Consider the following 21,123-nt stretch of genomic DNA (forward strand, 5'->3'; position numbering starts at 1 on the left):
GTGAATACCTTTTAAAGGCAATTTGTAACAGGCTTTTTGTCAGGTTCTCCGCAGTCTTGTTTTTTTTAATGATGATTCAAAAAGGAGAAAAAAATGAAAAACGAAAAAAAAATGATCAAGTTGTTTGGCGGTTTTCTGCTAATGACCGGCGTGCTTGCCCTGGGTGCCGGTAACGTTTCCGCTGGAAACGACATGGCGGCCATGATGGATGAAGGGATCGCGTATGCTGATTCGGCCACGGCTCAGAAGGTCATCATTACCAGGGCGGATACCCGGGCCAGCATGGCAGGGGTTATGGCGGAAGGGATTGCCTATCCGGATTCGGTTATTGCCGATGATGCGGTGGTGGCCAAGATAGACCACCGGCTCGCGACTTTGGAAAGCATGGAAAACTGCCTTTGTGAAGATGGATCGGCTTCCGTGGACAGTATGATCGCATCTTCCCGGGAAAAGGCGCTTGATGTCATGCCGGCCGCCGGCACGACGAAATAATAACAGGAAACAGGGGTTCTCCCGGGACTCAGGCGGCACAATCCTTTGTGCCGCCTTTTATTTTGTATATGGCGTGATTTACGGCGGGAAGCACGACCTCGAGATTTTCCCGGGCACCTCGTTCACTGCCGGGAAGGTTGATGATCAGGCTTTCCTCCCTGATGCCGCATACTCCCCGGGAGATGAGGGCATGAGGTGTCTTGGCGAAACTTGCCATGCGCATGGCCTCGCTGAAGCCGGGCAGTTCACAGTCGAGCAGATCCTTGGTTACCTCGGGGGTCCGGTCCGAGGGGCTGACTCCGGTGCCCCCCGTGGTAACGACAAGGTCGATGCCGTCCTCGTCCACCCACTGCAGGATGGTTTCCCGGATCATGTCGGGCTGATCCGGGACAATGGTGTAATCGACAACGAGAAAACCCGCCCCGGTAAGCTGTTTCTGCAACTGGGGGCCGCTGGTGTCGACCCGCTCTCCTCGTGATCCCTTATCGCTGACGGTCAAGACCGCGCACGTGTAAGCGGTTGATTTCATATCCTTCCGTTAAACTTCCTTGTTGGCTGCGGCGATGATTTTATCGGCAATCTGCGCCGGAACCTCTTCATAATGGGAAAATTCATATTCGTAGGTGCCCCTGCCGCCGGTAATGGAGGTGAGGTCGGGTGCGTAGCCCAGCATTTCGGCCATGGGTACCTGGGCGGTGACGATTTCCGCGTTGTTGCCGGAGTCCATGCCCATGACCCGGCCTCGTCTGCCGTTGAGGTCGCCGATGACATCACCCACGCACTCCTTGGGCATGTAAATCGTCATGTTCATGATCGGTTCAAGCAGGATCGGATTTGACTCCTGGGCTGCTTTCTTGAAGGCCAGGGAGCCGGAAATCTTGAAGGCCATTTCCGAGGAGTCGACGGCGTGATAGGAACCGTCCACCAGGGCGACCTTGATGTCCACCACGGGATAACCGGCAATCACCCCTTTTTCCATGGCCTCGATAATACCTTTTTCCACGGCGGGAATATACTGACGGGGAATGACGCCGCCGACGATCTTATCCTCGAACTGAAAGCCGCCACCTCGATGCAGCGGTTCCATTTCGATCCAGGAATCGGCGAACTGACCGCGGCCGCCGGACTGCTTTTTGTGTTTTCCCTGCACCCTGGCTTTGCCCTTGATGGTTTCCTTGTAAGGAACCTTGGGCGCCTGAAGCTGCATTTCCACCCCGAATTTCCGTTTTATTTTGTCTCCCAGCACCTGCAGATGGACCTGGCCGACACCGCAAAGAAGGATTTCCCTGGTTTGCGGGTCGCGGGTGAGCATCAGGGTCGGGTCTTCTTCAAGCATCTTGGAAATGGAGGAAAAGAGCTTATCCTCATCATCCTTTTTACTCGGGCTGACGGCAAAAGACATGACCGGTTTGATCGAGTCGAGTCCTTCGTAGACAAGGGGGTTGTCTTTTGTGCAGAGGGTGTCGCCGGTTGAGGTTTCTTTCAGTTTTGCCAGGGCGACCACCATGCCGGGACATGCGGTGTCAATGGGTTTGACTTCCTTGCCTTCAAGGACCAAAAGCTGGTTGTATTTTTCAATGACATCCTTTTTGGCATTGTAAAAGGAATCCCCGGTCAACGTGCCGGAAAAGATCCTGAAGATGGTCAGTTGACCGGCATAGGGATCGGCGGTGGTCTTAAAGACAAGGGCGGAAAAAGGTGCATCGATGGACGGCTGCATTTCAATGATGTCCCCTGTCTGGGGATGGCTGCCGACCTGGCTCGGTCTTTCATCCGGTGAGGGAAGATACTCGGCGATGGCGTTCAGCAGCAGTTCCGTTCCCAGGTTTGCCGTGGCCGAACCGGGGATGACCGGCGCAAGCTGTCCGGCTCGAACGGCATTTTTCAGGCCGGCCACCAGTTCATTTTTATCAAGTTCACCTTCCTCCAGGAACTTTTCCACCAGCTCGTCATCGGTTTCAGCCACCTGCTCCATCAACTGCGCAAGGGCCAGTTCAACATCGTCCTTCATGTCGTCGGGAACAGCGCCTTCCTTTGCCTTGCCGTCCGGAGTAAAGAACCAGGCGCAACCCTTGATGACGTCAACCGCGCCCTTGAAATCGCTTTCCGCGCCGATGGGCAGGTAGATGAGGGCGGGATCCTGCGGCAGGCGTGCTTTGATTTCGCCGATGACCCTTTCGAAATCGGCCCGTTCCCGGTCCATCTTGTTGAGAAAAATCAAGGTGGGCAGCGATGTGCTTTTGATAAAGGCGGCAATTTTTTCTGTCTGGTACTTGACCCCCAAAACAGCACCGATGGTGAAAACGGCATTATCCGCCACACGGGCGGCGAATTTCGCTTCATTGATAAAGTTGTCGTCGCCGGGGGTATCGGTGAGAAAAATCTGGTGTTTTTTCCAGGTGAGATTATTGAAGGAATTGCTGATGGAGAGTTTCCGCTGGATTTCTTCCGGTTCATAGTCCATGATTGATGAACCGTCATCAACCTTGCCCAGACGATTTGTCTTGCCCGCTGTAAAAAGCAAAGCTTCGGCCAGGGAAGTCTTGCCGCTTTTTCCATGGCCAAACAGTGCAACATTGCGAATCATCTTAATATCCTGCATGAAATCCTCCGTTGTCAGAAAGTGACGGTTGCCGGCGGCAAAAAACAGGGAAAAACAATTTCGACGACCGGCAAGGTCATCAGGTTTTAGGTAGGCAAAAGCTGATATTTACATGGAATCGTGAAACTGCTCCTTTTCTGGTTTTTGCAAGTGTAACCTGTTCGATTTTCGTGTTTTTCGACTTTTATGAGCGGCTGTTCAAGCGCTGACAATGGCGCATAATATTCTGATGTTATTAATAAAGTCAAGAGGCTACATGTAAAATGGCGCAAAGTTCATATTTTTTCTTTGAGCACAACGGCGCATCCATTAAAATTAAGACACCGACAGATGAAAAGAACGGGTATGATGTTGCTGTTCCCGCAATGTGCAAACTCTGTCTTTTTACCATACATTTCAAAAAAAAATGAATACTTTCTCATGGTGATTTCATGAAGCTTGCCCGGGCCCGCCGGATGCAGGAAATCGATGGTGCCGCTGTTGTGAAAACAGGCATCCCGAGTCTGGTTCTGATGGAGAACGCGGGCCGGGAAACGGTATCCCTGCTGCTGCGATATTTCGGCCGGATGGAAAGAAAAAAAGTCGCGGTTTTTGCCGGACCCGGCAACAACGGCGGGGACGGCTTTGTCATTGCCCGTCATCTCCTGGAAGCGGGAGCGGAAATGACGGTCTATCTCCTTGTCGAGAGCGGGAAAATCAAAGGGGATGCGGCGGTCAATCTGGAAATCGTCAAAAGGCTCGGCGTTTCCGTGCATCTTCTGCTTGACGAGGCGGATGCGACCCATCTGCAACTCGATTGCTGCGACGTCATTGTCGACGCCCTTTTCGGCATTGGTCTGAAACGGGAAGTAACCGGTCATTTTGCCGCCGCGGTGCAGGCGATCAACCGGGCGGGGTGCCCGGTGGTTTCCGTTGACATGCCGAGCGGAATCGACAGCGACAGCGGCCGTATCCTGGGCGTTGCGATCCGGGCCGATCTCACTGTAACCTATGGGGTGGCCAAGCCGGGCCAGTTTGTTTACCCCGGCAAGGAGATGGTCGGTGCGCTTGAAATTGTCGATATCGGCATCCCGGCCCGCATCGTCGGACAGGCGGGTTTGCGATACGAACTGATCGACAGGGACATGGTCGGCTCGTTTCTGCCTGCCAGGGGGCTGAACAGCCACAAGGGCACCTTTGGTCATCTGCTGGTGGTGGCCGGCTCCCTGGGGAAAACCGGCGCCGCCCTTCTCGCCGCCCTGGGCGGACTGCGCATCGGCACCGGACTTGTCAGTCTTTGTGTCGGGCGGAAACTGAATGCAATTTATGAGTCAGCGCTGTTCGAGGCCATGACCGTTCCCGTCACCGGTGGTGTTGACGGCGCCCCGGCCATTGCCGATTATGATGAAATTACCCGTGCCATGCAGGGCAAGCAGGCCATGGTGATAGGTCCGGGACTCGGCATGGACGACGGAACAAAGGAACTGGTGCAGCGAATCTGGCAGCAGGCCGCCATTCCCCTGGTGGTTGATGCCGACGGATTGAATGGACTGGCCGCTGCGCCCGCCCTGCTGAGCCGGGGATGCGGCGGACCGCGCATTCTGACCCCGCATCCCGGGGAAATGGCCAGATTGACCGGTGTGACGAGCAAGGAGGTCCAGCAGAACCGTATCCGTGCCGCCCTGGAACTGGCCGAAAAAGCAAACTGCCATGTTGTATTAAAGGGGGCGGGAACGGTCATCGCGGCCCCTGACGGCAGGGTGGCGCTTAATTCCTCCGGCAATCCCGGCATGGCGGCAGGGGGCATGGGCGATGTGCTTTGCGGCATGATCGGCGGTTTGCTGGCCCAGGGACTTTCCCCCTGGCAGGCATGCTGCCTTTCGGTCTTTGTTCATGGCCTTGCCGCGGACAAATTGGCGGAGGAGATGGGGTGCGGATATCTGGCAAGCGAAGTTGCCGGAAAAGTACCCGGAGTGATGAAGCAATTGTCAACCCCGGGATCGGCAAGCTGAAATTTAAAACAATTCACGTGGAGGAACAATGCTGACAGCAAAAGATATCATGACAACCAAGGTGATCACCGTCAATCCCGACATGCCGGTGGAGGGGCTGGCGACCCTTTTGTGGAACAGCAAAATCAGCGGAGCACCGGTTGTCGACGCGGAAGGATCCGTGATCGGCATTGTCACGGAAAATGATCTGATTGATCAGACCAAAAGAATTCATATCCCCACCATGATCTCTTTCCTTGATTCGGTCATCATGCTGGAAAGCGGGGCCAAGGTGGAAAAGGAGCTCAGCAAGATGACCGGCACCACGGCGGGGGACATCTGCAGTAAAAAGGTGGTTTCCATCAATGAAGATGCGCCGATTGATGAAATCGCTTCCATCATGAGTGAAAAGGGGGTGCATACCATTCCTGTTTTCAGGGGAAAAGAGCTGGTGGGCATCGTGGGCAAGAACGATATCATCAAGACCCTGGCCAAAAAAGCGGATTAGCGTTGGGCGTTTCGCGCAAAACCTTATCAAAAATTATAAATGAGCATGGAGCTGTCACGCCTGACATGGATTTGTGGTTGCACAGAGCATTTGACACCACTCCGGTCAAAGGATGATTGCAGCCGGGAAGGGTTCATTGCAAGTGAAAAGAGGAATCTTCAGTTGAAAACCATCAAATTTTCAGGGAGTTATTTTTTCAATTATATTACTATTCTCCTCAAATCTTCTTTCCCAATCAATCAGCCATTGATGCGAGTAATTATATGCCGATGAAGAGCGGCTGGATGCCGGCCGGAAAAACGATTTCTTATCGTCGCATGGTCATTAACCACGGCTTCGGCTTGTCGAGATAATCCGAGGGTCTCATTATGTACGACATCTTCAGCTTGCCGGCCATTCATTTCCCTGAAGGTTTTTTGTGGGGCAGCGGCACCGCCGGGCATCAGATCGAAGGCGACAATATTCATTCCCAGGCGTGGCACAATGAGCAGCTGCCGGATTTCTACAAGGAGGATCCGGAGCGCACGATCCGCGCCCCCTCCGGCAAGGCCTGCGATCACTACCGCCTTTATCAAGAGGACGTGGAACTGATCGCGGACCTGGGCCACCAGGCCTATCGCATGTCCATCGAGTGGAGCCGGATCGAGCCCCTGGAAGGACAGTGGGATCACAATGGCGCGGCTCATTACCTTGATCTCCTGGAGCGCCTGGCGGGCAAGGGTATCCGGGTCTTCGTCACCCTTCATCATTTCACCCAGCCCCTTTGGTTCGACCGGCTGGGGGGCTTCGGCAAGGCCGACAACCGTCGCTTCTTCGAGCGCTATCTCAATTTTCTCGTGCCCAAGATCGCCCCCCTTGTCAGCGGCTGGAACGTGATCAATGAGTTCAATCTCTGGGGTGGGCTGACGGCCGGGCCGTCGATTGCTCCCCTCAAGTTCACCATGCTGCGGGTGCATGCCATGGGCTACCACCTGATCAAGCAGCACTCGACCGCCCCGGTGAGCAGCGCCCACGCCTTCATCCACTGGTTCCCGCGCCGCTTCCACGATACCCTGGACCGGCGCATGACCGATTTCGCCGATTTTGCCACCAATGAGTTTTTCTTCCACGCCCTGCGCACCGGCGAACTGGTTTATCCGGGCGTCGATGCCGAGTACGATGCCGAGGTAAAGGGCGCCCTCGATTTCTGGTCGGTCAATTACTACACCCGCAACATGGTCGATGCCCGTCGTGCCGGTTTGAACGGTCCCCGGCTCCATCACAAGCAGTTGAAGATGGTGCCGATGCCGTTCTATCTGGAGGAGATGTATCCCGAAGGGCTGATCGCCAACCTGGAGCGCCTGCGCGACTATCCGGTCTTTATCACCGAAAACGGCTGCGCAGCCGTTGATGACCGCTTTCGCATCGTCTACCTGGCGCTGCATCTCTCCGCCCTGCACGAGGCGATGGAGCGCGGCGTGGATGTGCGCGGCTACTTCCATTGGTCGCTCATGGATAATTACGAATGGACTTCCTTCATTCCCCGTTTCGGCCTGGTGGCGGTGGATTTTGCCACCTTCCGGCGCACACCGAAGCCCAGCGCCTTTTTTTACCGGGAGGTCATCCGGGGAAATGGATTCAGCGGGGCAACGGTAAAACGCTATTTGGATGCATTACCTACCCTGACACAACAAGAAATTTAACTCGCGGGAGCCTTCCATGTTCCAGCCATTACCTATTCCTGACCATGCCGACAAAGAAGCCATCGCCGCTGGTCGGCGGCACTTCACTTGCCGAGTCCTGAACCCATATGTCTGAATCCCGCTCTTTTTTTGTCGAATTTCTTCGGTTGACCAAGCAGTTCTGGTGCTCGAAGCAAAAGCTGAAGGTGCGGGTCACCGTTTTCCTGCTGGCGCTTCTCACCCTCATGCAAAACGCCATGGCGGTGCTGCTGACGCAGTGGAGCGCGGATTTGTTTGACGCCCTGGAGCAGCACTCGATGCGCGATCTCATGATCCAGATCGGCATGCTGGCGATCCTTTTTGTCGCCGGCATGGCGGTGACCGGATCGCACCTGGTTATCAAGCGAAATCTGCAGATCTCCTGGCGCGACTGGCTCACCGAGTATGTCTGCTCCCGCTGGATGAAGGACGGCCGCCACTACCTGATCTCCCATATGCCGGGCGAACACGACAACCCGGATGGCCGCATCGCCGAGGATTGCCGGGTGGCCTGTGAATCGGCGGTCGTTTTGTGTCATTCGCTGTTTTACAGCATTCTGCTGCTGATCAGCTTTACCGAGGTGCTATGGTCCCACTCCGGGGTGGTGACCCTCGACCTGGGATTTGCCCGGATTCCCATCTACGGCCATCTGGTCTGGATCGCCATCATTTACTCGGCGCTTGCCTCCTGGCTGGGCTGGCGGGTGAGTCGGCCCCTGACCGGCGCCACCAATGCAAGGCAGTCGGCGGAGGCGGACTTCCGCGCCAGTTTGCTGGAGGCGCGGGAAAACAGCCAGGCCATCGCCCTGATCCATGCCAATGCCTATGAGCGGCAGCAATTTCGTGAGCTGTTTAACAAAATTCGGGTGGTATGGGACGCGCAAAGCGCGGCATGGCGAAACATCCTGATGTTCGGCAGTGGTTACGGCAAGCTGAACATGGCCTTTCCGATCCTGATTTCCGCTCCCCGCTATATCCTGGGGAAAATCTCCCTGGGCGCACTGATGCAGTCGGCCCAGGCCTTCCAGCATATGGTCTCCTCCCTTTCCTGGCCGGTCAACAACGCGGGCGAGATCGCCGAATGGCGTGCCTCGGTGGAACGTATTTTAAGTTTGTTGAAGGCGATGGATGATGTGGACGCGGAACTTGCCAAACCGGACCACTGGATCCAGGTGAAATGCGTTGATCGGCCGATCCTGGCCTTCCGCAATCTCCGTATCGCCAAATACGACGGGCCGGTATTGACCAAGGAAATCAACATGGAGATCGGCAAGGGCGAACATGTCCTGATCACCGGCAATGCCTACACCGGGGCAAAGCTGTTCCGCGCCATTGCCAGGATACGGCCCTGGGGCAGCGGGGTCATCGAACTCCCCAGCCAGGGCCGCCTCTTTTTCATGCCGCCCCGGCCGCATCTGCCCACCGGCACCCTGCGCAACGCCATCTGCTACCCATCCTCCCGCCGGGTCTTTTCCCAGGAACAAATTGAGGAGGCGCTGCGTTTGGCGGGCCTTGAAAACCTCATCGATCAGCTCGATCAAAAAGAAAACTGGGTTCATACCCTGGCCCGGGGGGAGCAGCAACGATTGGGCATGGTGCGTCTGCTGCTCAACCGTCCCCAGTGGATATTCCTGCAGGAGGCCTTCGACTCCCTGGATCCCATGGACGAGGAACGGATGCTGCGCCTGATCTGTGAACAGCTCCCCGATGCCACCCTGCTCGCCATTACCCACATGCCCAACGGCGCCGCGTTCTTTTCGCGCCGTTTGGAACTGTAACTTTCTACTTCAGGAGACCTTCCATGACGACCCCAACGGTTCACGAAAGCGGCGGCAAACTTCGCGGTGTTAATCTCGGCGGCTGGCTGGTGCTGGAAAAGTGGATCACTCCCAGTTTGTTCGCCGGGCTGAAGGCCACTGACGAGACCTCCTACTGCGTCGAGCTGGGCGAGGCCGAGGCGACGCGGCGCCTGCACCGGCACTGGAACACATTTATCACCCGCGACGACTTCGCCTGGCTCAAGCGTGCCGGCATCAATGCCGTGCGCCTGCCGGTGGGCCACTGGCTGTTCGGCAAGGACTACCCCTATCATCGCCGCTACGGGGAGGTGCGTTATCCCTTTGTGGAGGGGGGGCCTGCCATTGTCGACAAGGTCTTCCAGTGGGCCGGGGAGCTCGGCCTGCGGGTGGTTCTTGACCTGCATGCCGCGCCGGGCTGCCAGAACGGTTTCGATAACGGCGGCATGATGGGTGTCTGCGAGTGGCATACCAGCGAGGAGTACATCGCCCACACCCTGGATGTGCTGGAGCGTCTGGCCGAGCGCTACGCCGATCATCCGGCGCTGCACGGCATCGAGGCGCTCAACGAGCCGCGCTGGGATATCCCTACCGATCTGCTGAAGCGTTTTACCGCCGACGCCTATCACCGCATCCGCCGCCACTGCCCGGCCGAGCGGGTGACGGTGGTTTTCCACGACGGTTTCCGCAGCTTCCGGGAGTATGCGGGGTTTCTCCAGGAGCCGGAGTTCCGCAACGTGGCCATTGATATCCATCGCTATCAATGCTTTGTACGAAACGACATCGACATGGACATCTATGGCCATATCAGGAAGAGCGCCGTGGAATGGCGCAAGGAGGCGGACGAGATTATCCGTGAGTCGGGCTATCAGGTTTATTGCGGCGAATGGAGCCTGGGGCTGAATCTGAAGGTGGTTTCCCTTTGGGCGGAGGGGCCCTTCAACCATGCCCTGGAGGCAATGGACGAGTTCCAGATGTCGGCGGCCTACCGCGGCTACGCCGCCGCCCAACTGCTGACCTTTGAAAAATACGCCGGCTGGTTCTTCTGGACTTACCGCACCGAAACCACCCCGGAGTGGAGCTATCGGGACTGCGTGGAACAGGGTTTTTTCCCCGATCCGGGCAGGCCGGAGCAGTTCACCGGCATACGCGCCGCCCTGCAACGGGCCGGGAATCAGGCGGTTTGAGCGACGGAAAACGCGCCATGATCAAGGTAATGAGTTTCAATATCCGCTATGGCCTGGCCAATGATGGGGAAAATCACTGGAACAACCGCAAGTCCCTGGCCCTTGCCAGAATCCATGCCTTTGGCCCTGATCTGCTCGGACTCCAGGAGTGCCGTGACGACAGCCAGGCCGATTTCGTCCGTGAGAATCTGCCGGACTATCATTTCCTCGGCATCCATCGGCAAGGTCCCGGAGATACGGCGCTGGAGATGGCGCCGCTTCTGTTTCGCCGGTCGGCCTTCCGGCTGCTCGACACGGGGTGCTTCTGGCTGAGCGAGACCCCGGAGGTTCCGGGCAGCAAGAGCTGGGGCAGCGTCTATCCCCGTACGGTGAGCTGGGCCAGACTCGCCTGCCGGTCCACCGGTGCGGTACTGACCTATGTCAACACCCATTTCGATTACGAACCGACGGCCATCGAGGGCGACGCCCGCTGCCTGCGGCAATGGCTCGACCGGATCCGGCGGGAGACGCCGCTCATCGTCACCGGTGACTTCAATGCCACCAAGGATTCCAACGCCTACAGCCTGCTGACCGGTGCCGGCGCGCTGATTGACGCCTTCCGGCAGGTCCATCCGGACGCGGAAAATGAAGCCACCTTTCACGCCTTTGGCCGGGCTGAGGCGATGGCGCCCATCGACTGGATCCTGGTCTCCGGCCATTTCCGGGTGCTGGACGCGTGGATCGACCATGCACGCGACGGGAACCTCTTCCCGTCGGACCATTACCCCGTCACGGCCGTGCTCGGCTGGAAGGCGTAAACGATGCGATTTACCGTCCCTGAAAAGGATCTTTCCTGAAATGAGGCGGCAAGATAAAAATGGACACTTTTTTACGAGTGGATTAAACCCGGACGAAACGGAATTTTTTATCGTCACACAGGAGGGCGTGCATGAACCAGATACTTATCGGCAAGGGCGAGCAGCCCGTTCATTTGCTTGCCGGATACGGCAACCGCCATGGGCTGATCGCCGGAGCCACCGGCACCGGCAAGACTATTTCTTTGCAGGTCTTGGCTGAGGGCTTTTCGCGTTTGGGTGTGCCGGTGTTCATGGCTGACGTCAAAGGTGATGTCTCCGGCTTGGCGCTGGCCGGTGTCACCAATGAGAGGATCCGGCAGCGTGTTGCCCAAATCGGTATTGAAGGGTACGTCAATGAGGCGAACCCTGTGATATCCTGGGACGTGTTCGGCAAGGCCGGCCATCCCGTCCGCACCACGATCAGCGAAATCGGCCCGAGCCTGCTCGGCCGGATCCTTGAGGTCAATGAGACCCAGGCCGGGATGCTGGAGATTGCCTTCAAGCTGGCGGACGATCAGGGGTTGCTGTTGCTTGACCTCGACGACCTGCGCGCCCTGCTCGCTTTCATCGCCGACAATCGTCAGGAGGTGTCGACGCAATATGGCCTGGTAAGCACGCAATCCGTGTCCGCCGTGCAGCGCGCCCTGCTGTCGCTGGAACGGGAAGGCGGCAAGGACTTCTTCGGCGAGCCCGCCCTGGATATCAACGACTTGCTGCGTACCGACCTCAGCGGTCGCGGCATCATCAACATCCTTGCCGCCGACCAGCTGATTCTGAAACCGCGATTGTACGCAAGCTTTCTTTTGTGGTTGCTGTCGGAGCTCTTCGAGAATCTGCCCGAGGTGGGCGACCTTGACAAGCCCAGACTGGTGTTCTTCTTTGATGAGGCCCACCTGCTCTTTGATGACGCCCCGCCGATGTTGCGCCGGCGGGTGGAACAGGTGGTTCGGCTTATCCGCTCAAAGGGCGTCGGGGTCTATTTCTGTTCGCAATTCCCTGATGACGTGCCGAACGAAATCCTGGGACAGCTCGGCAACCGCATCCAGCATGCGCTGCGGGCTTACACCCCCCGTGACCAAAAGGCGGTGAAAACAGCGGCGGAAACCTTTGTCGCCAACCCGAAACTCAAGGTCAGCGAGGTCATTTCCCAACTGGGTGTCGGCGAGGCGCTGGTTTCCACCCTTCAGGCAAAAGGCGTGCCGATGCCGGTGGAGCAGACGCTCATCTGTCCGCCGCGTTCCCGGATAGGGGCGATTACGCCGGAAGAACGAATGGCGGTGCGGGCGCGGAGTCCGCTGGGCGGCAAGTATGACGCGCCGGTGAACCGCGAATCTGCTTACGAGATCCTGAACCGCCGGGCCATGGAAAAGGAAACCGCCGAGGCGGGGGCGAAACAGGCCGAGGCGGAAAAGTCGTCCGGAGGCCGAGGGATGATCGGCGACTTGCTGTGGGGCACCAGTCGTCGCCAGGGCATGGTGGAAACCTTGGCCAAACAGACCGTGCGAACCATCGGCAGCCAGATCGGCCGTCAGATATTGCGCGGCGTGCTGGGCGGCATATTAGGCGGATCGCGTCGCCGTTAGTGTCCGGCCGCGGTTCTCTGGTTCCAAATTTCAAACAAAAATAAAATATCTATAAGGAGCACACATGGTAACTTCCATTATTCTCATAAAGGCGGAAAGAACAAAAATCAACGAAGTCGCGGAAAAATTGGCGGAAATCGACGGAATTTCAGAGGCGTATTCCGTCAGCGGCAAATATGACATTATCGCCATCGCCAGGGTCCCATCCAATGAAGACCTGGCGCATCTTGTTACCAACAAATTGCTGGGTATCAGTTTCATTTTGAAAACAGAAACATTGCTCGCCTTTAAAGCCTATTCTCGCCATGACCTGGAGGCAATGTTCACTGTTGGAATGTAACGCGCTTTAACGGCCTGCGGCAAAGAGGCCGCGACAACTCACTTCACCAAGGAGAGGGTGAACAGGCCGCAAAAAAAAGAATCTTGTCATGCCGAGGCGAATCTGCTATTTCGTGTTGATTCCGGTTACGTTGTCGATAAAGGCCGGTGCAAAAAAAACGAATCAGGAAATAAATGGATTTTATACTACAAGGGTTCATCAAGGCATTGCAGCTTCTTCTGCAGGGAGATGCCGAAACTTACTCCGCCGTAGCTGCAACCATCAGGGCGTCTTTCTGGTCCATGACGGCGAGCCTTGCGGCAGGCATCCCCCTGGGTTACCTGCTCGGTTTTTTTGCCTTTCCCGGCCGCAACGTCGTTCGTCTCCTGGTTGACACCCTCCTTGCCCTGCCCACTGTCTTTATCGGCCTGCTGGTGTATGCCTTTCTTTCCTCCCGCGGCCCATTCGGTGAAATGGGACTGCTTTTTAGCCTGGAGGGGATCGCCATCGGTCAGGCAATACTCGCCTTGCCGGTTGTCATTGCTCTTACCGCCAACGCGGTTGAAAGTCTCGACCGCTCATTGCGGGTGACCCTTATCTCTCTCGGCGCATCGGCCGGGCAGGTTTTTTTCTCCAGTTTGCGGGAAGCGCGATTCGGTATTCTTGTCGCCGCTGTTACCGCCCTTGGCCGGGTGCTGACCGAGGTCGGCATTTCCATGATGGTGGGCGGCAATATCAAATGGCACACCCGCACCATCACAACCGCCATTGCCCTGGAAACAAACAAGGGGCAGTTCGCCATGGGCATCGCCCTGGGTCTCGTGCTGCTGCTCATGGCTTTTGGGGTCAATTTCACCCTGTCGTTTCTGCGACGGCGAGGCGTGTGATGACACATATCATCGAGTTGTCCAATGTCGCTTATGCCTACAACGGCCGGCCGATTCTGCATATTCCGCATCTGGAGATTGAACAGGGCGCAATCGTCGGACTTGCCGGCCCAAACGGCAGCGGCAAGTCCACCTTGTTGAAAATCCTCGGCTTTGTTGAAAAAAGCGGCACCGGCACCGTGCTGTTTCACGGCAAGAACGCGGTGCCCTTCAGCGACCAGGTTCGTTTCCGTGTCTCGTTGCTGTGCCAGGAGCCCTATTTGCTGAAGCGGTCGGTTTTTGACAACATTGCTTACGGACTCAGATTGCGGGGTGAGAAAAATATACGGCACGAGGTTGAGTCCGCCCTTGAGCTGGTCGGGCTTCCCGCCTCCTTTGCAATGCGACACTGGTTTGAGCTTTCAGGCGGCGAGGCCCAACGGGTGGCCCTGGCGGCGCGGCTCGCCCTGAAACCGGATTGTCTGCTGCTTGATGAGCCGACGGCAAGCGTTGATGTGCAGAGCGCGGAAAGGATACGGCAGGCGATCGTCATGGCGCGTCGGGAAAGGGGGACGACCCTTGTTATTGCCAGTCACAATCGCTCCTGGCTGAGCGATATCTGTGACCGCATCCTCTTTCTTCATAACGGCAGGATGTTGGAATACGGGGACGAAAATATTTTGTACGGCCCCTGGGAGGGTTTTCCCGGCGGCAAATACGGCAAGCGGCTGGCTGACGGCCAACTGCTTCATCTCTCAGCTCCGGGGATTTCCGACAGTTGTCTGATCCCCCCCGACCGCATAACCCTTTTTGACGGTGCAGAGGGTGGGGTGACGGAAAACATGGTGTCCGGCAGAATCGCAGCGATTTTTCAGGAGTCGACAAACGGGGGGATTCGCCTGCAGATCAAATGCGGGGAACTCTCTCTTGCCGTCAGCGCGGAAAAAGAATTTCTTGTCGCAAAACAATGGCTGCCGGGGCAAAGGGTGCTGGTATCGTTTGACCCGGCCGATGTGATCTGGCTTTGATTCCTACCCCCGGCCTTCCAGCACCACCACGCTGCGCGCCTGCACCGTGCAGACTTGTTGCCCGACCGCTTTCTGCGCCGGGGCTTGCCTGATATCATCGGGGCTCGGCGCCGCCGTGTCAATTGCCCTGTACCACGTGCGCGCTTCGATTTCCGGCAGCTCCACCTTCACCGCTTTCCCTCCCATGTTGAAGATGATGTGCAGGTCTTCTTCCTGGTCGTCCGAACCGGCCAGGGTCAGGGCCAGCAGGGTGGCCTCCGGATCATGCCAGGGCGGTTCATTGACCTTTCTGCCGTGCCAAATAATATCCGGCACGCGGTCATCCGGGTTTTTCAATCCCGTGACAAAGCGGCGGCGCATGAGAGAGCGGTGTCGTTTGCGAAAGGCGATCATTTCCCGGACAAAGCGCAGCATGTCCTCATTCTTTTTTGTCAGGGTCCAGTCAAACCAGCCAAGTTCGTTGTCCTGGCAATAGCAGTTGTTGTTGCCCTGTTGACTGCGCAGCACCTCGTCTCCGGCAAGCAGCATCGGCAATCCATGGCTGAGCAGCAGAATCGCCATGAAGTTTTTGGCCTGCTGCCGGCGCAGGGCGAGGATGGCCTCGTCTTTTGTTTCTCCTTCATGGCCGCAGTTCCAGCTCAGGCTGTTGTTGCAGCCGTCGCGGTTTTTTTCGCCGTTGGCTTCGTTGTGCTTTTTGTTATAGCTGACCAGATCCCACAGGGTAAACCCGTCATGACAGGTGACGAAGTTGATGCTGTTGATGGGCAGCCGGCCCGAGGGTTCATACAGGTCGCTGCTGCCGCAGAAGCGGGTGGCCATTTCGCCGGTCAGCCCCTGGTCTCCTCTGACGAATTGACGGGTGACGTCACGATACCTGCCGTTCCATTCCGCCCAGCGGAACCCGGGAAAACCGCCGACCTGGTAAAGTCCGCCCGCGTCCCATGCCTCGGCGATCAGTCCGGTGCCGGCCAGCACACCGGAAAGCTCGATGCTCCAGATCACCGGGGCGAATTGGTCGGGTTGCCCATCCATGCCCCGGCCCAGAATGCTTGCCAGATCAAAACGGAAGCCGTCGATGTGCATTTCCCGCACCCAGTATTCGAGACATTCGACAATAAATCGCGAAACCAGGGGGTGGTTGCAGTTCACCGTATTGCCGCAGCCGGAATAATCGCGATAGATGCTGCGGTCATGGGGTTCAAGATGGTAAAAGGCGTTATTGGCCAGGCCCTTGAAGTTGATCAGGGGGCCGTTTGTCCCGCCCTCGGCGGTGTGATTGAACACCACATCGAGAACCACGGCGATATCCGCCTTGTGCAGCGCCTTGACCATGTCCTTGAATTCTTCGATGTGTCCCCCGGAATAAGGATTCACGCAAAAATGGGGATGGGGGCTGAAAAAGCTGTGGGTGCTGTAGCCCCAGTAATTCTTGAGTCCGAGCCTTCGCGCGCCTTCCGGTATATCCTGTTCGTCAAAGGCCATCACCGGCAGCAGCTCAACCGCGGTGATTCCCAACTCTTTGAGATACGGTATTTTTTCGATGAGACCGGCGTAAGTGCCGGGATGCGCGACACCCGCGGAATGGTGCTTTGTGAAACCGCCCACATGCAGTTCGTAGAGAATGGTGTCTTCCGGCCGATGCCGCAGCGGCCTGTCGCCTTCCCAGTCATACTCCCGCCGGTCAAGAACCATGGCCCTCATGCTGCGGCCGTTGCTTGGCCCCGGCTGGCACGCCTTGCTCCGTTTCCACAGATTATCCGTCACCACCCGGGCCCAAGGATCGATCAGCTCTTTCTCCGGATTGAAACAGTTGCCGGAAACAGCGGTGTCCCGCAGCCCGTCGGCCCTCCAGGTATACCAGGTGCCGGGAGGAAGATCCTCAACATAGACATGCCAGAAAAAAAATGTCTGGTTGTTCTGGCGGTCAAGGGACACCACCTGAAAGGGCTTGGTGCTGAATGGATCAGCGTAAAGAAGCAGCTCCATTGCCTCGGCATAGCGGGAAAAGAGGCAGAAATTGGTTCCTTTGCCGTCGTATGACGCGCCGGGAGGATAACGACGTCCCCGTTTGAGCGGATATGTTTTCATTGGTTTTCCATGGCGGCCAGGGCGACGATCCGTTCAGCATAACTTTTTTTCAGGGCGTCAAGATAGGCTCCGTCAATGGGGCCCTTCCAGGTCGTGATTTTGAAAAAACGTTTCGGGATAATGACGGAATCAATATCGTAGCCGGTGCTGAAACGGGTGCGCCAGCGCAGTTGCCGGACATGGCGGGTTGCCTGGTCGAGACCGGCGGCAAGACCGGCATAACCGACCGAGTCAAGGCATCGCGCCACAAGCTCGTTGGTATAGACTCCCCTGGCAAAGAGGCAGGCCACCATACAGTTCAGGCCGATGCGGCCCAACTCGTCTTCCATCAGGAAATTGACCGCATCCTCAACGTCCCGATCTTCATGCTGCTGGTCATAGGTGTATCCGGCGGTGTCAAGATGGGAGTGTCTGAAGCTCAGGGACTGGGCGGCAAAAAAAACCTCGCCGGTGGCATAGCCCGCCATCTCCTGCCCGAGAACGCAGGCGAAATCTCCGCCGCCGTAATGTTCCGCCGCCCTGCCGGTGCCCTGGGCCAGGAGACGGTAGAAATCATTGGCGCCGCGACCGAGGAATCCGGCCGCCTTTTTATACTGTTCCGCAGCGCCGAATCTGAGCGGCAGGATGGTTTCCTTTTCGCTGATCAAACCCTTTTCAGAGGCCTCGGTGGCCCAGGCAAGGGCGACGCCGCCGGACATGACATCAAGCCCGGTTTTTTCCATTTCATCCATGATGGAGAGAACGGAAAAGGTGTCGGTTACCCCCAGCATGGAACCGCAGGAGAAGATGGGCTCGTAATCATAGGCCACCTGGCGGTACAGGTAGCGGTTGTCCTCCATGAATTTTTCCCGGACAAAACCGATGTGGATGCAACCCACCGGGCAGCCGGCGCAGGCGCTGTTGCGCAGCAGGGCGTTATCGGCGAAGGCCTCGCCGGTAATGCCGTTTATGGCGGGGTCGGAGGTGGCCTGCAGATTGCGCCAGGGCAGCGACTCGATTTTGTTCAATGGTTTGAGATTGGCCGGGGTACCCAGGTTGTGATATTTTTTCATCATGTCGGTGGAGGTGAGCTGAGTATGAACCTCCTGGAAAAGAGCCGGATATTTCTTGCCTTCCGGCGCGGGGAAGATGGCATCACCCTGGATGACGATGGCCTTCAGGTTTTTTGCTCCCATGGCGGCGCCGCCGCCGTGTCGGCCGAAATGACGGTAGGTGTCGGCGTTGATGCAGGCCATGGCGGCGCCGTTTTCTCCGGCCGGACCGATGCGCATGATGCTGCGGTGTCCGGAACCGGTGAACATGCGGCGCAGCAGCTTGCCGCTTTCCGCCACATCCATGCCCCACATGAAATCGACTTTTTTGATTTCCAGATGCCGGGAACCGACGGAAATGCACGACGGGGCAGCGGCCCGGCCGATGATGACCAGGGCGTCCAAATCGGCAAAACGCATGGCATAGGCGGTGCGCCCGCCGGCATGACTCTCGGTGTACTGGTTGTGATAGGGGGATTTGAAGGCGCAGACCGTTTTGCTCATCAGGGGGAAATAGCCGGTTAAGGGACCGATGGCGAAAATAATCGGCTGCTCCACGTCGTTCCAGGGCCTGTCGGCTTTGCCGAATTTGCCGAAAAGAGAGGCGGCCAGACCGCTGCCGCCGATTTCGCTGTCGCGTCCTTCGACAATGACCACCTTGCCGCGGTTTTCCGAAAGGTCGACAACCATAACCCGGAAATGGTTTCTGATCATGACGCTTCCTCCTCTTCGGCTGGGGTGATTTCTTTCATTTCAAGGCAGTCATGGGGACAAAAGGCCGTGCAGCGACCGCAGTGAATACAGACATAGGGTTCGCCGTTGCTGTCGATGAAGACGGCGTCAACCGGACAGGCGGGAGCACATTGCCCGCAATGAATACAGAGCTTTTTTTTGACCACGATACCGCCTCCCTTGCGTTGGGAAAAAGCGCCGGTGGGGCAGGCGGCGGCACAGGGAGCGGGATTGCAGGCAAGACAGTGTTTGGCGATGAACCCGGTTGACAGGCCGCCGGAGGAGTGAATCCGGATTCCCGCCGTTTGCCAGGAAATTTTCTTGTGGACAAGTCTGGCGCAGGCCAGGGAACAGGAATGGCAGCCAATGCACCGTTCCATGCGCGGAGTCGTCAATATTTTCATCTTTCGGCTTCCCGTTATTTTTTTTAGGCGGCAGTCACATGCCGTGATGCATGGGCGGATGATTGCGGTTTGTTTATGCCGAACTTCTTTCAAAAAGATACCATAAATAATCAAAACATCATAGCGGCAGAGCGGCAATAATGGTTTTATTGCAAGAAAGTTATTATTCGCGAGTTTCCCGCCGTGCTGTTCATCCTGTCTTTCTTCTTGATATTGTTGTCAATTCTATTGACTTTTGCAAGCAGGTATTGCAGGCTGTAGGAAAGAGATCCAGACAAGTTTGCCTGCCGTAATTGATATCCACAGGAGGAATCCATGGCACTTCACCCAAGGGCGGGAAAACCCGCCTTGCAGGAAAATTTATGCAATATCCCTCGGCTAGTTGCCGCGTATTATCAATATTGCCCCGATGCCGGTCAAGACGGCCAGCAGGTGAGCTTCGGCACCTCGGGGCATCGCGGCAGCTCCTTGAAAAAAAGTTTCAATGAAAGTCATATTCTGGCCATTGCCCAGGCCATTGCCGGGTATCGCCGGGAGAAAAAGATAAACGGACCGCTTTTTGTCGGCATGGACACCCACGCCCTGTCCGAACCCGCCTTTGCCACGGCCGTTGAGGTCTTTGTCGCCAACGGCATCGAAATCCGCTACCAGCAGGGCAGGGGATACACCCCGACTCCGGTGATTTCCCATGCCATTCTCTGCTGGAACAGGCAGCACCCCGACGCCCCGGCCGACGGGGTGGTGATCACTCCTTCGCATAACCCGCCGGAAGACGGGGGATTCAAATATAATCCTCCCCACGGCGGCCCGGCCGACAGCGACGTGACCAAAATCATTGAAAAAAGGGCCAATGAGTTGCTGGCTGACGGACTGACGGGGGTAAAGCGTCTTGCCGTTGAACAGGCCCTGGCCTCGCCCCTGGCGCAGGCCATCGATTATGTCCAGCCCTACGTCGATGATCTGGCCAATGTCCTTGACATGGAGGCGATCCGGCGCGCCGGCATCAAAATCGGAGTTGATCCGCTGGGCGGTTCCGGCATTGCCTTCTGGCCCGTGATCGCCGCAACCTTCGGGCTCGATATTGAGGTCGTCAATAATCGGGTCGATCCGTCTTTTTCCTTCATGACCCTTGACAAGGACGGCAAGATCCGCATGGACTGTTCTTCTCCCTACGCCATGGCCTCCCTCATTGCCCTGAAGGACCGTTTTGATATCGCGGTGGCCAATGATCCGGATTATGACCGGCACGGCATTGTTACCCGTCATTTCGGCCTGCTCAATCCCAATCACTATCTGGCGGTGGCAATCAACTATCTTTATACCCATCGACCCGGCTGGAAAGCCGACCTGGCGGTGGGCAAGACCCTGGTGTCAAGCTCCATGATCGATCGGGTTGCCGCGGGCATCAAGCGGGTGGTGAAAGAGGTGCCGGTTGGCTTCAAATGGTTTGTGCAGGGACTTTTCGACGGAGAGTATGGTTTCGGCGGCGAGGAAAGCGCCGGTGCCACTTTTCTGCGCAAAGACGGGACGGTGTGGACCACGGACAAGGACGGCATTATCATGGCGTTGCTGGCCGCTGAAATCACCGCGGTGACGGGCAAGGACCCCGGATACCATTATCAGGAACTTGAGCAAAAGCATGGTTCCCCGGTTTATGAGCGACTGGAAGCCCAGGCGTCGGCAAAACAGAAGGAGGTTTTGTCCAATCTTTCTCCGGATGATGTGGAGGCTCTCAGTCTGGCCGGTGAACCGGTTCTCGCCAAACTGACCCGGGCACCGGGCAACGATGCCGCCATCGGCGGGCTCAAGGTGGTGACGGAAAACGGCTGGTTCGCCGCCAGGCCATCCGGCACCGAGGATATCTATAAAATCTACACCGAGAGTTTCAAGGGAAAGGATCATCTGAAGCAGATCCAGCGGGAAGCGCAGGCAATCGTCGCCGCCTCCTTTGCCGGGGCCGGCGCGTAACCCCGGCCTGCGG

At 57.1% G+C, this 21,123-nt stretch carries 17 protein-coding genes and 1 pseudogene; 13 read left to right on the forward strand and 5 right to left on the reverse strand.

Features of this window, described 5'->3' with window-relative positions:
* The first annotated feature begins 93 nt into the window (after positions 1-93).
* Entirely contained in the window at positions 94-492 is a 399-nt protein-coding gene (locus BM485_09220) for a hypothetical protein (protein ID OKY75149.1), read from the forward strand.
* Between the two features lie 28 nt (positions 493-520).
* On the opposite strand, the gene BM485_09225 is transcribed toward BM485_09220, so the two are convergent.
* Both BM485_09225 and BM485_09230 read right to left on the reverse strand, forming a co-directional pair.
* Positions 521-1,021: a molybdenum cofactor biosynthesis protein gene (locus BM485_09225; protein OKY75150.1), complete on the reverse strand. Its 501-nt coding sequence runs from the start codon at positions 1,019-1,021 to the stop codon at positions 521-523.
* A 9-nt stretch (positions 1,022-1,030) separates the two neighbouring features.
* Positions 1,031-3,094: a translation elongation factor G gene (locus BM485_09230; protein OKY75151.1), complete on the reverse strand. Its 2,064-nt coding sequence runs from the start codon at positions 3,092-3,094 to the stop codon at positions 1,031-1,033.
* 431 nt (positions 3,095-3,525) lie between these two features.
* Between BM485_09230 and BM485_09235 the strand changes: the two genes are divergently transcribed.
* The 11 genes and pseudogenes from BM485_09235 to BM485_09285 all read left to right on the forward strand — a co-directional run bounded on the left by BM485_09235 (position 3,526) and on the right by BM485_09285 (position 14,887).
* A complete protein-coding gene (locus BM485_09235; protein ID OKY75152.1) occupies positions 3,526-5,085 on the forward strand; it encodes a hypothetical protein in 1,560 nt (519 codons plus the stop codon).
* Between the two features lie 28 nt (positions 5,086-5,113).
* Positions 5,114-5,572 (forward strand): hypothetical protein, encoded by a 459-nt coding sequence (locus BM485_09240; GenBank protein ID OKY75153.1) that lies wholly within the window; start codon positions 5,114-5,116, stop codon positions 5,570-5,572.
* A 2-nt stretch (positions 5,573-5,574) separates the two neighbouring features.
* Positions 5,575-5,676: pseudogene (locus BM485_09245) on the forward strand (transcriptional regulator).
* A 264-nt stretch (positions 5,677-5,940) separates the two neighbouring features.
* Positions 5,941-7,254, forward strand: coding sequence for a hypothetical protein (locus BM485_09250; GenBank protein OKY75154.1), 1,314 nt, complete (start codon positions 5,941-5,943; stop codon positions 7,252-7,254).
* Between the two features lie 107 nt (positions 7,255-7,361).
* Complete coding sequence (locus BM485_09255; protein ID OKY75155.1) at positions 7,362-9,050, forward strand: ABC transporter; 1,689 nt, start codon at positions 7,362-7,364, stop codon at positions 9,048-9,050.
* A 23-nt stretch (positions 9,051-9,073) separates the two neighbouring features.
* Positions 9,074-10,255, forward strand: coding sequence for a glucan 1,3-beta-glucosidase (locus BM485_09260; protein ID OKY75156.1), 1,182 nt, complete (start codon positions 9,074-9,076; stop codon positions 10,253-10,255).
* 17 nt (positions 10,256-10,272) lie between these two features.
* Positions 10,273-11,052 (forward strand): hypothetical protein, encoded by a 780-nt coding sequence (locus BM485_09265; GenBank protein ID OKY75157.1) that lies wholly within the window; start codon positions 10,273-10,275, stop codon positions 11,050-11,052.
* A gap of 131 nt (positions 11,053-11,183) precedes the next feature.
* Positions 11,184-12,674, forward strand: a complete 1,491-nt coding sequence (locus tag BM485_09270; GenBank protein OKY75158.1) for an ATP-binding protein — start codon at positions 11,184-11,186, stop codon at positions 12,672-12,674.
* Positions 12,675-12,738: 64 nt separating this feature from the next.
* Complete coding sequence (locus BM485_09275) at positions 12,739-13,014, forward strand: AsnC family transcriptional regulator (protein OKY75159.1); 276 nt, start codon at positions 12,739-12,741, stop codon at positions 13,012-13,014.
* Between the two features lie 173 nt (positions 13,015-13,187).
* Positions 13,188-13,880 (forward strand): ABC transporter permease, encoded by a 693-nt coding sequence (locus tag BM485_09280; GenBank protein OKY75160.1) that lies wholly within the window; start codon positions 13,188-13,190, stop codon positions 13,878-13,880.
* Entirely contained in the window at positions 13,880-14,887 is a 1,008-nt protein-coding gene (locus BM485_09285) for a hypothetical protein (GenBank protein ID OKY75161.1), read from the forward strand. Before BM485_09280 ends, BM485_09285 begins: the two co-directional genes overlap by 1 nt.
* A gap of 3 nt (positions 14,888-14,890) precedes the next feature.
* On the opposite strand, the gene BM485_09290 is transcribed toward BM485_09285, so the two are convergent.
* From BM485_09290 to BM485_09300, 3 genes are read right to left on the reverse strand one after another with little or no spacing between them, the layout of a single operon-like run.
* Positions 14,891-16,975, reverse strand: coding sequence for a glycogen debranching enzyme GlgX (locus BM485_09290; GenBank protein OKY75162.1), 2,085 nt, complete (start codon positions 16,973-16,975; stop codon positions 14,891-14,893).
* The gene (locus BM485_09295) at positions 16,972-18,720 is read right to left on the reverse strand and encodes an aldehyde ferredoxin oxidoreductase (protein OKY75163.1); all 1,749 of its coding nucleotides are present in this window, start codon (positions 18,718-18,720) and stop codon (positions 16,972-16,974) included. The genes BM485_09290 and BM485_09295 overlap by 4 nt, the downstream gene beginning before the upstream one ends.
* Complete coding sequence (locus BM485_09300; GenBank protein ID OKY75164.1) at positions 18,717-19,142, reverse strand: (Fe-S)-binding protein; 426 nt, start codon at positions 19,140-19,142, stop codon at positions 18,717-18,719. The genes BM485_09295 and BM485_09300 overlap by 4 nt, the downstream gene beginning before the upstream one ends.
* A gap of 315 nt (positions 19,143-19,457) precedes the next feature.
* Here BM485_09300 and BM485_09305 point away from each other — a divergent pair, with 315 nt between their 5' ends.
* Complete coding sequence (locus BM485_09305; protein ID OKY75165.1) at positions 19,458-21,110, forward strand: phosphoglucomutase, alpha-D-glucose phosphate-specific; 1,653 nt, start codon at positions 19,458-19,460, stop codon at positions 21,108-21,110.
* Positions 21,111-21,123: the final 13 nt, after the last annotated feature.

The sequence above is a fragment of the Desulfobulbaceae bacterium DB1 genome, assembly GCA_001914235.1.
Taxonomy (GTDB): domain Bacteria; phylum Desulfobacterota; class Desulfobulbia; order Desulfobulbales; family SURF-16; genus DB1.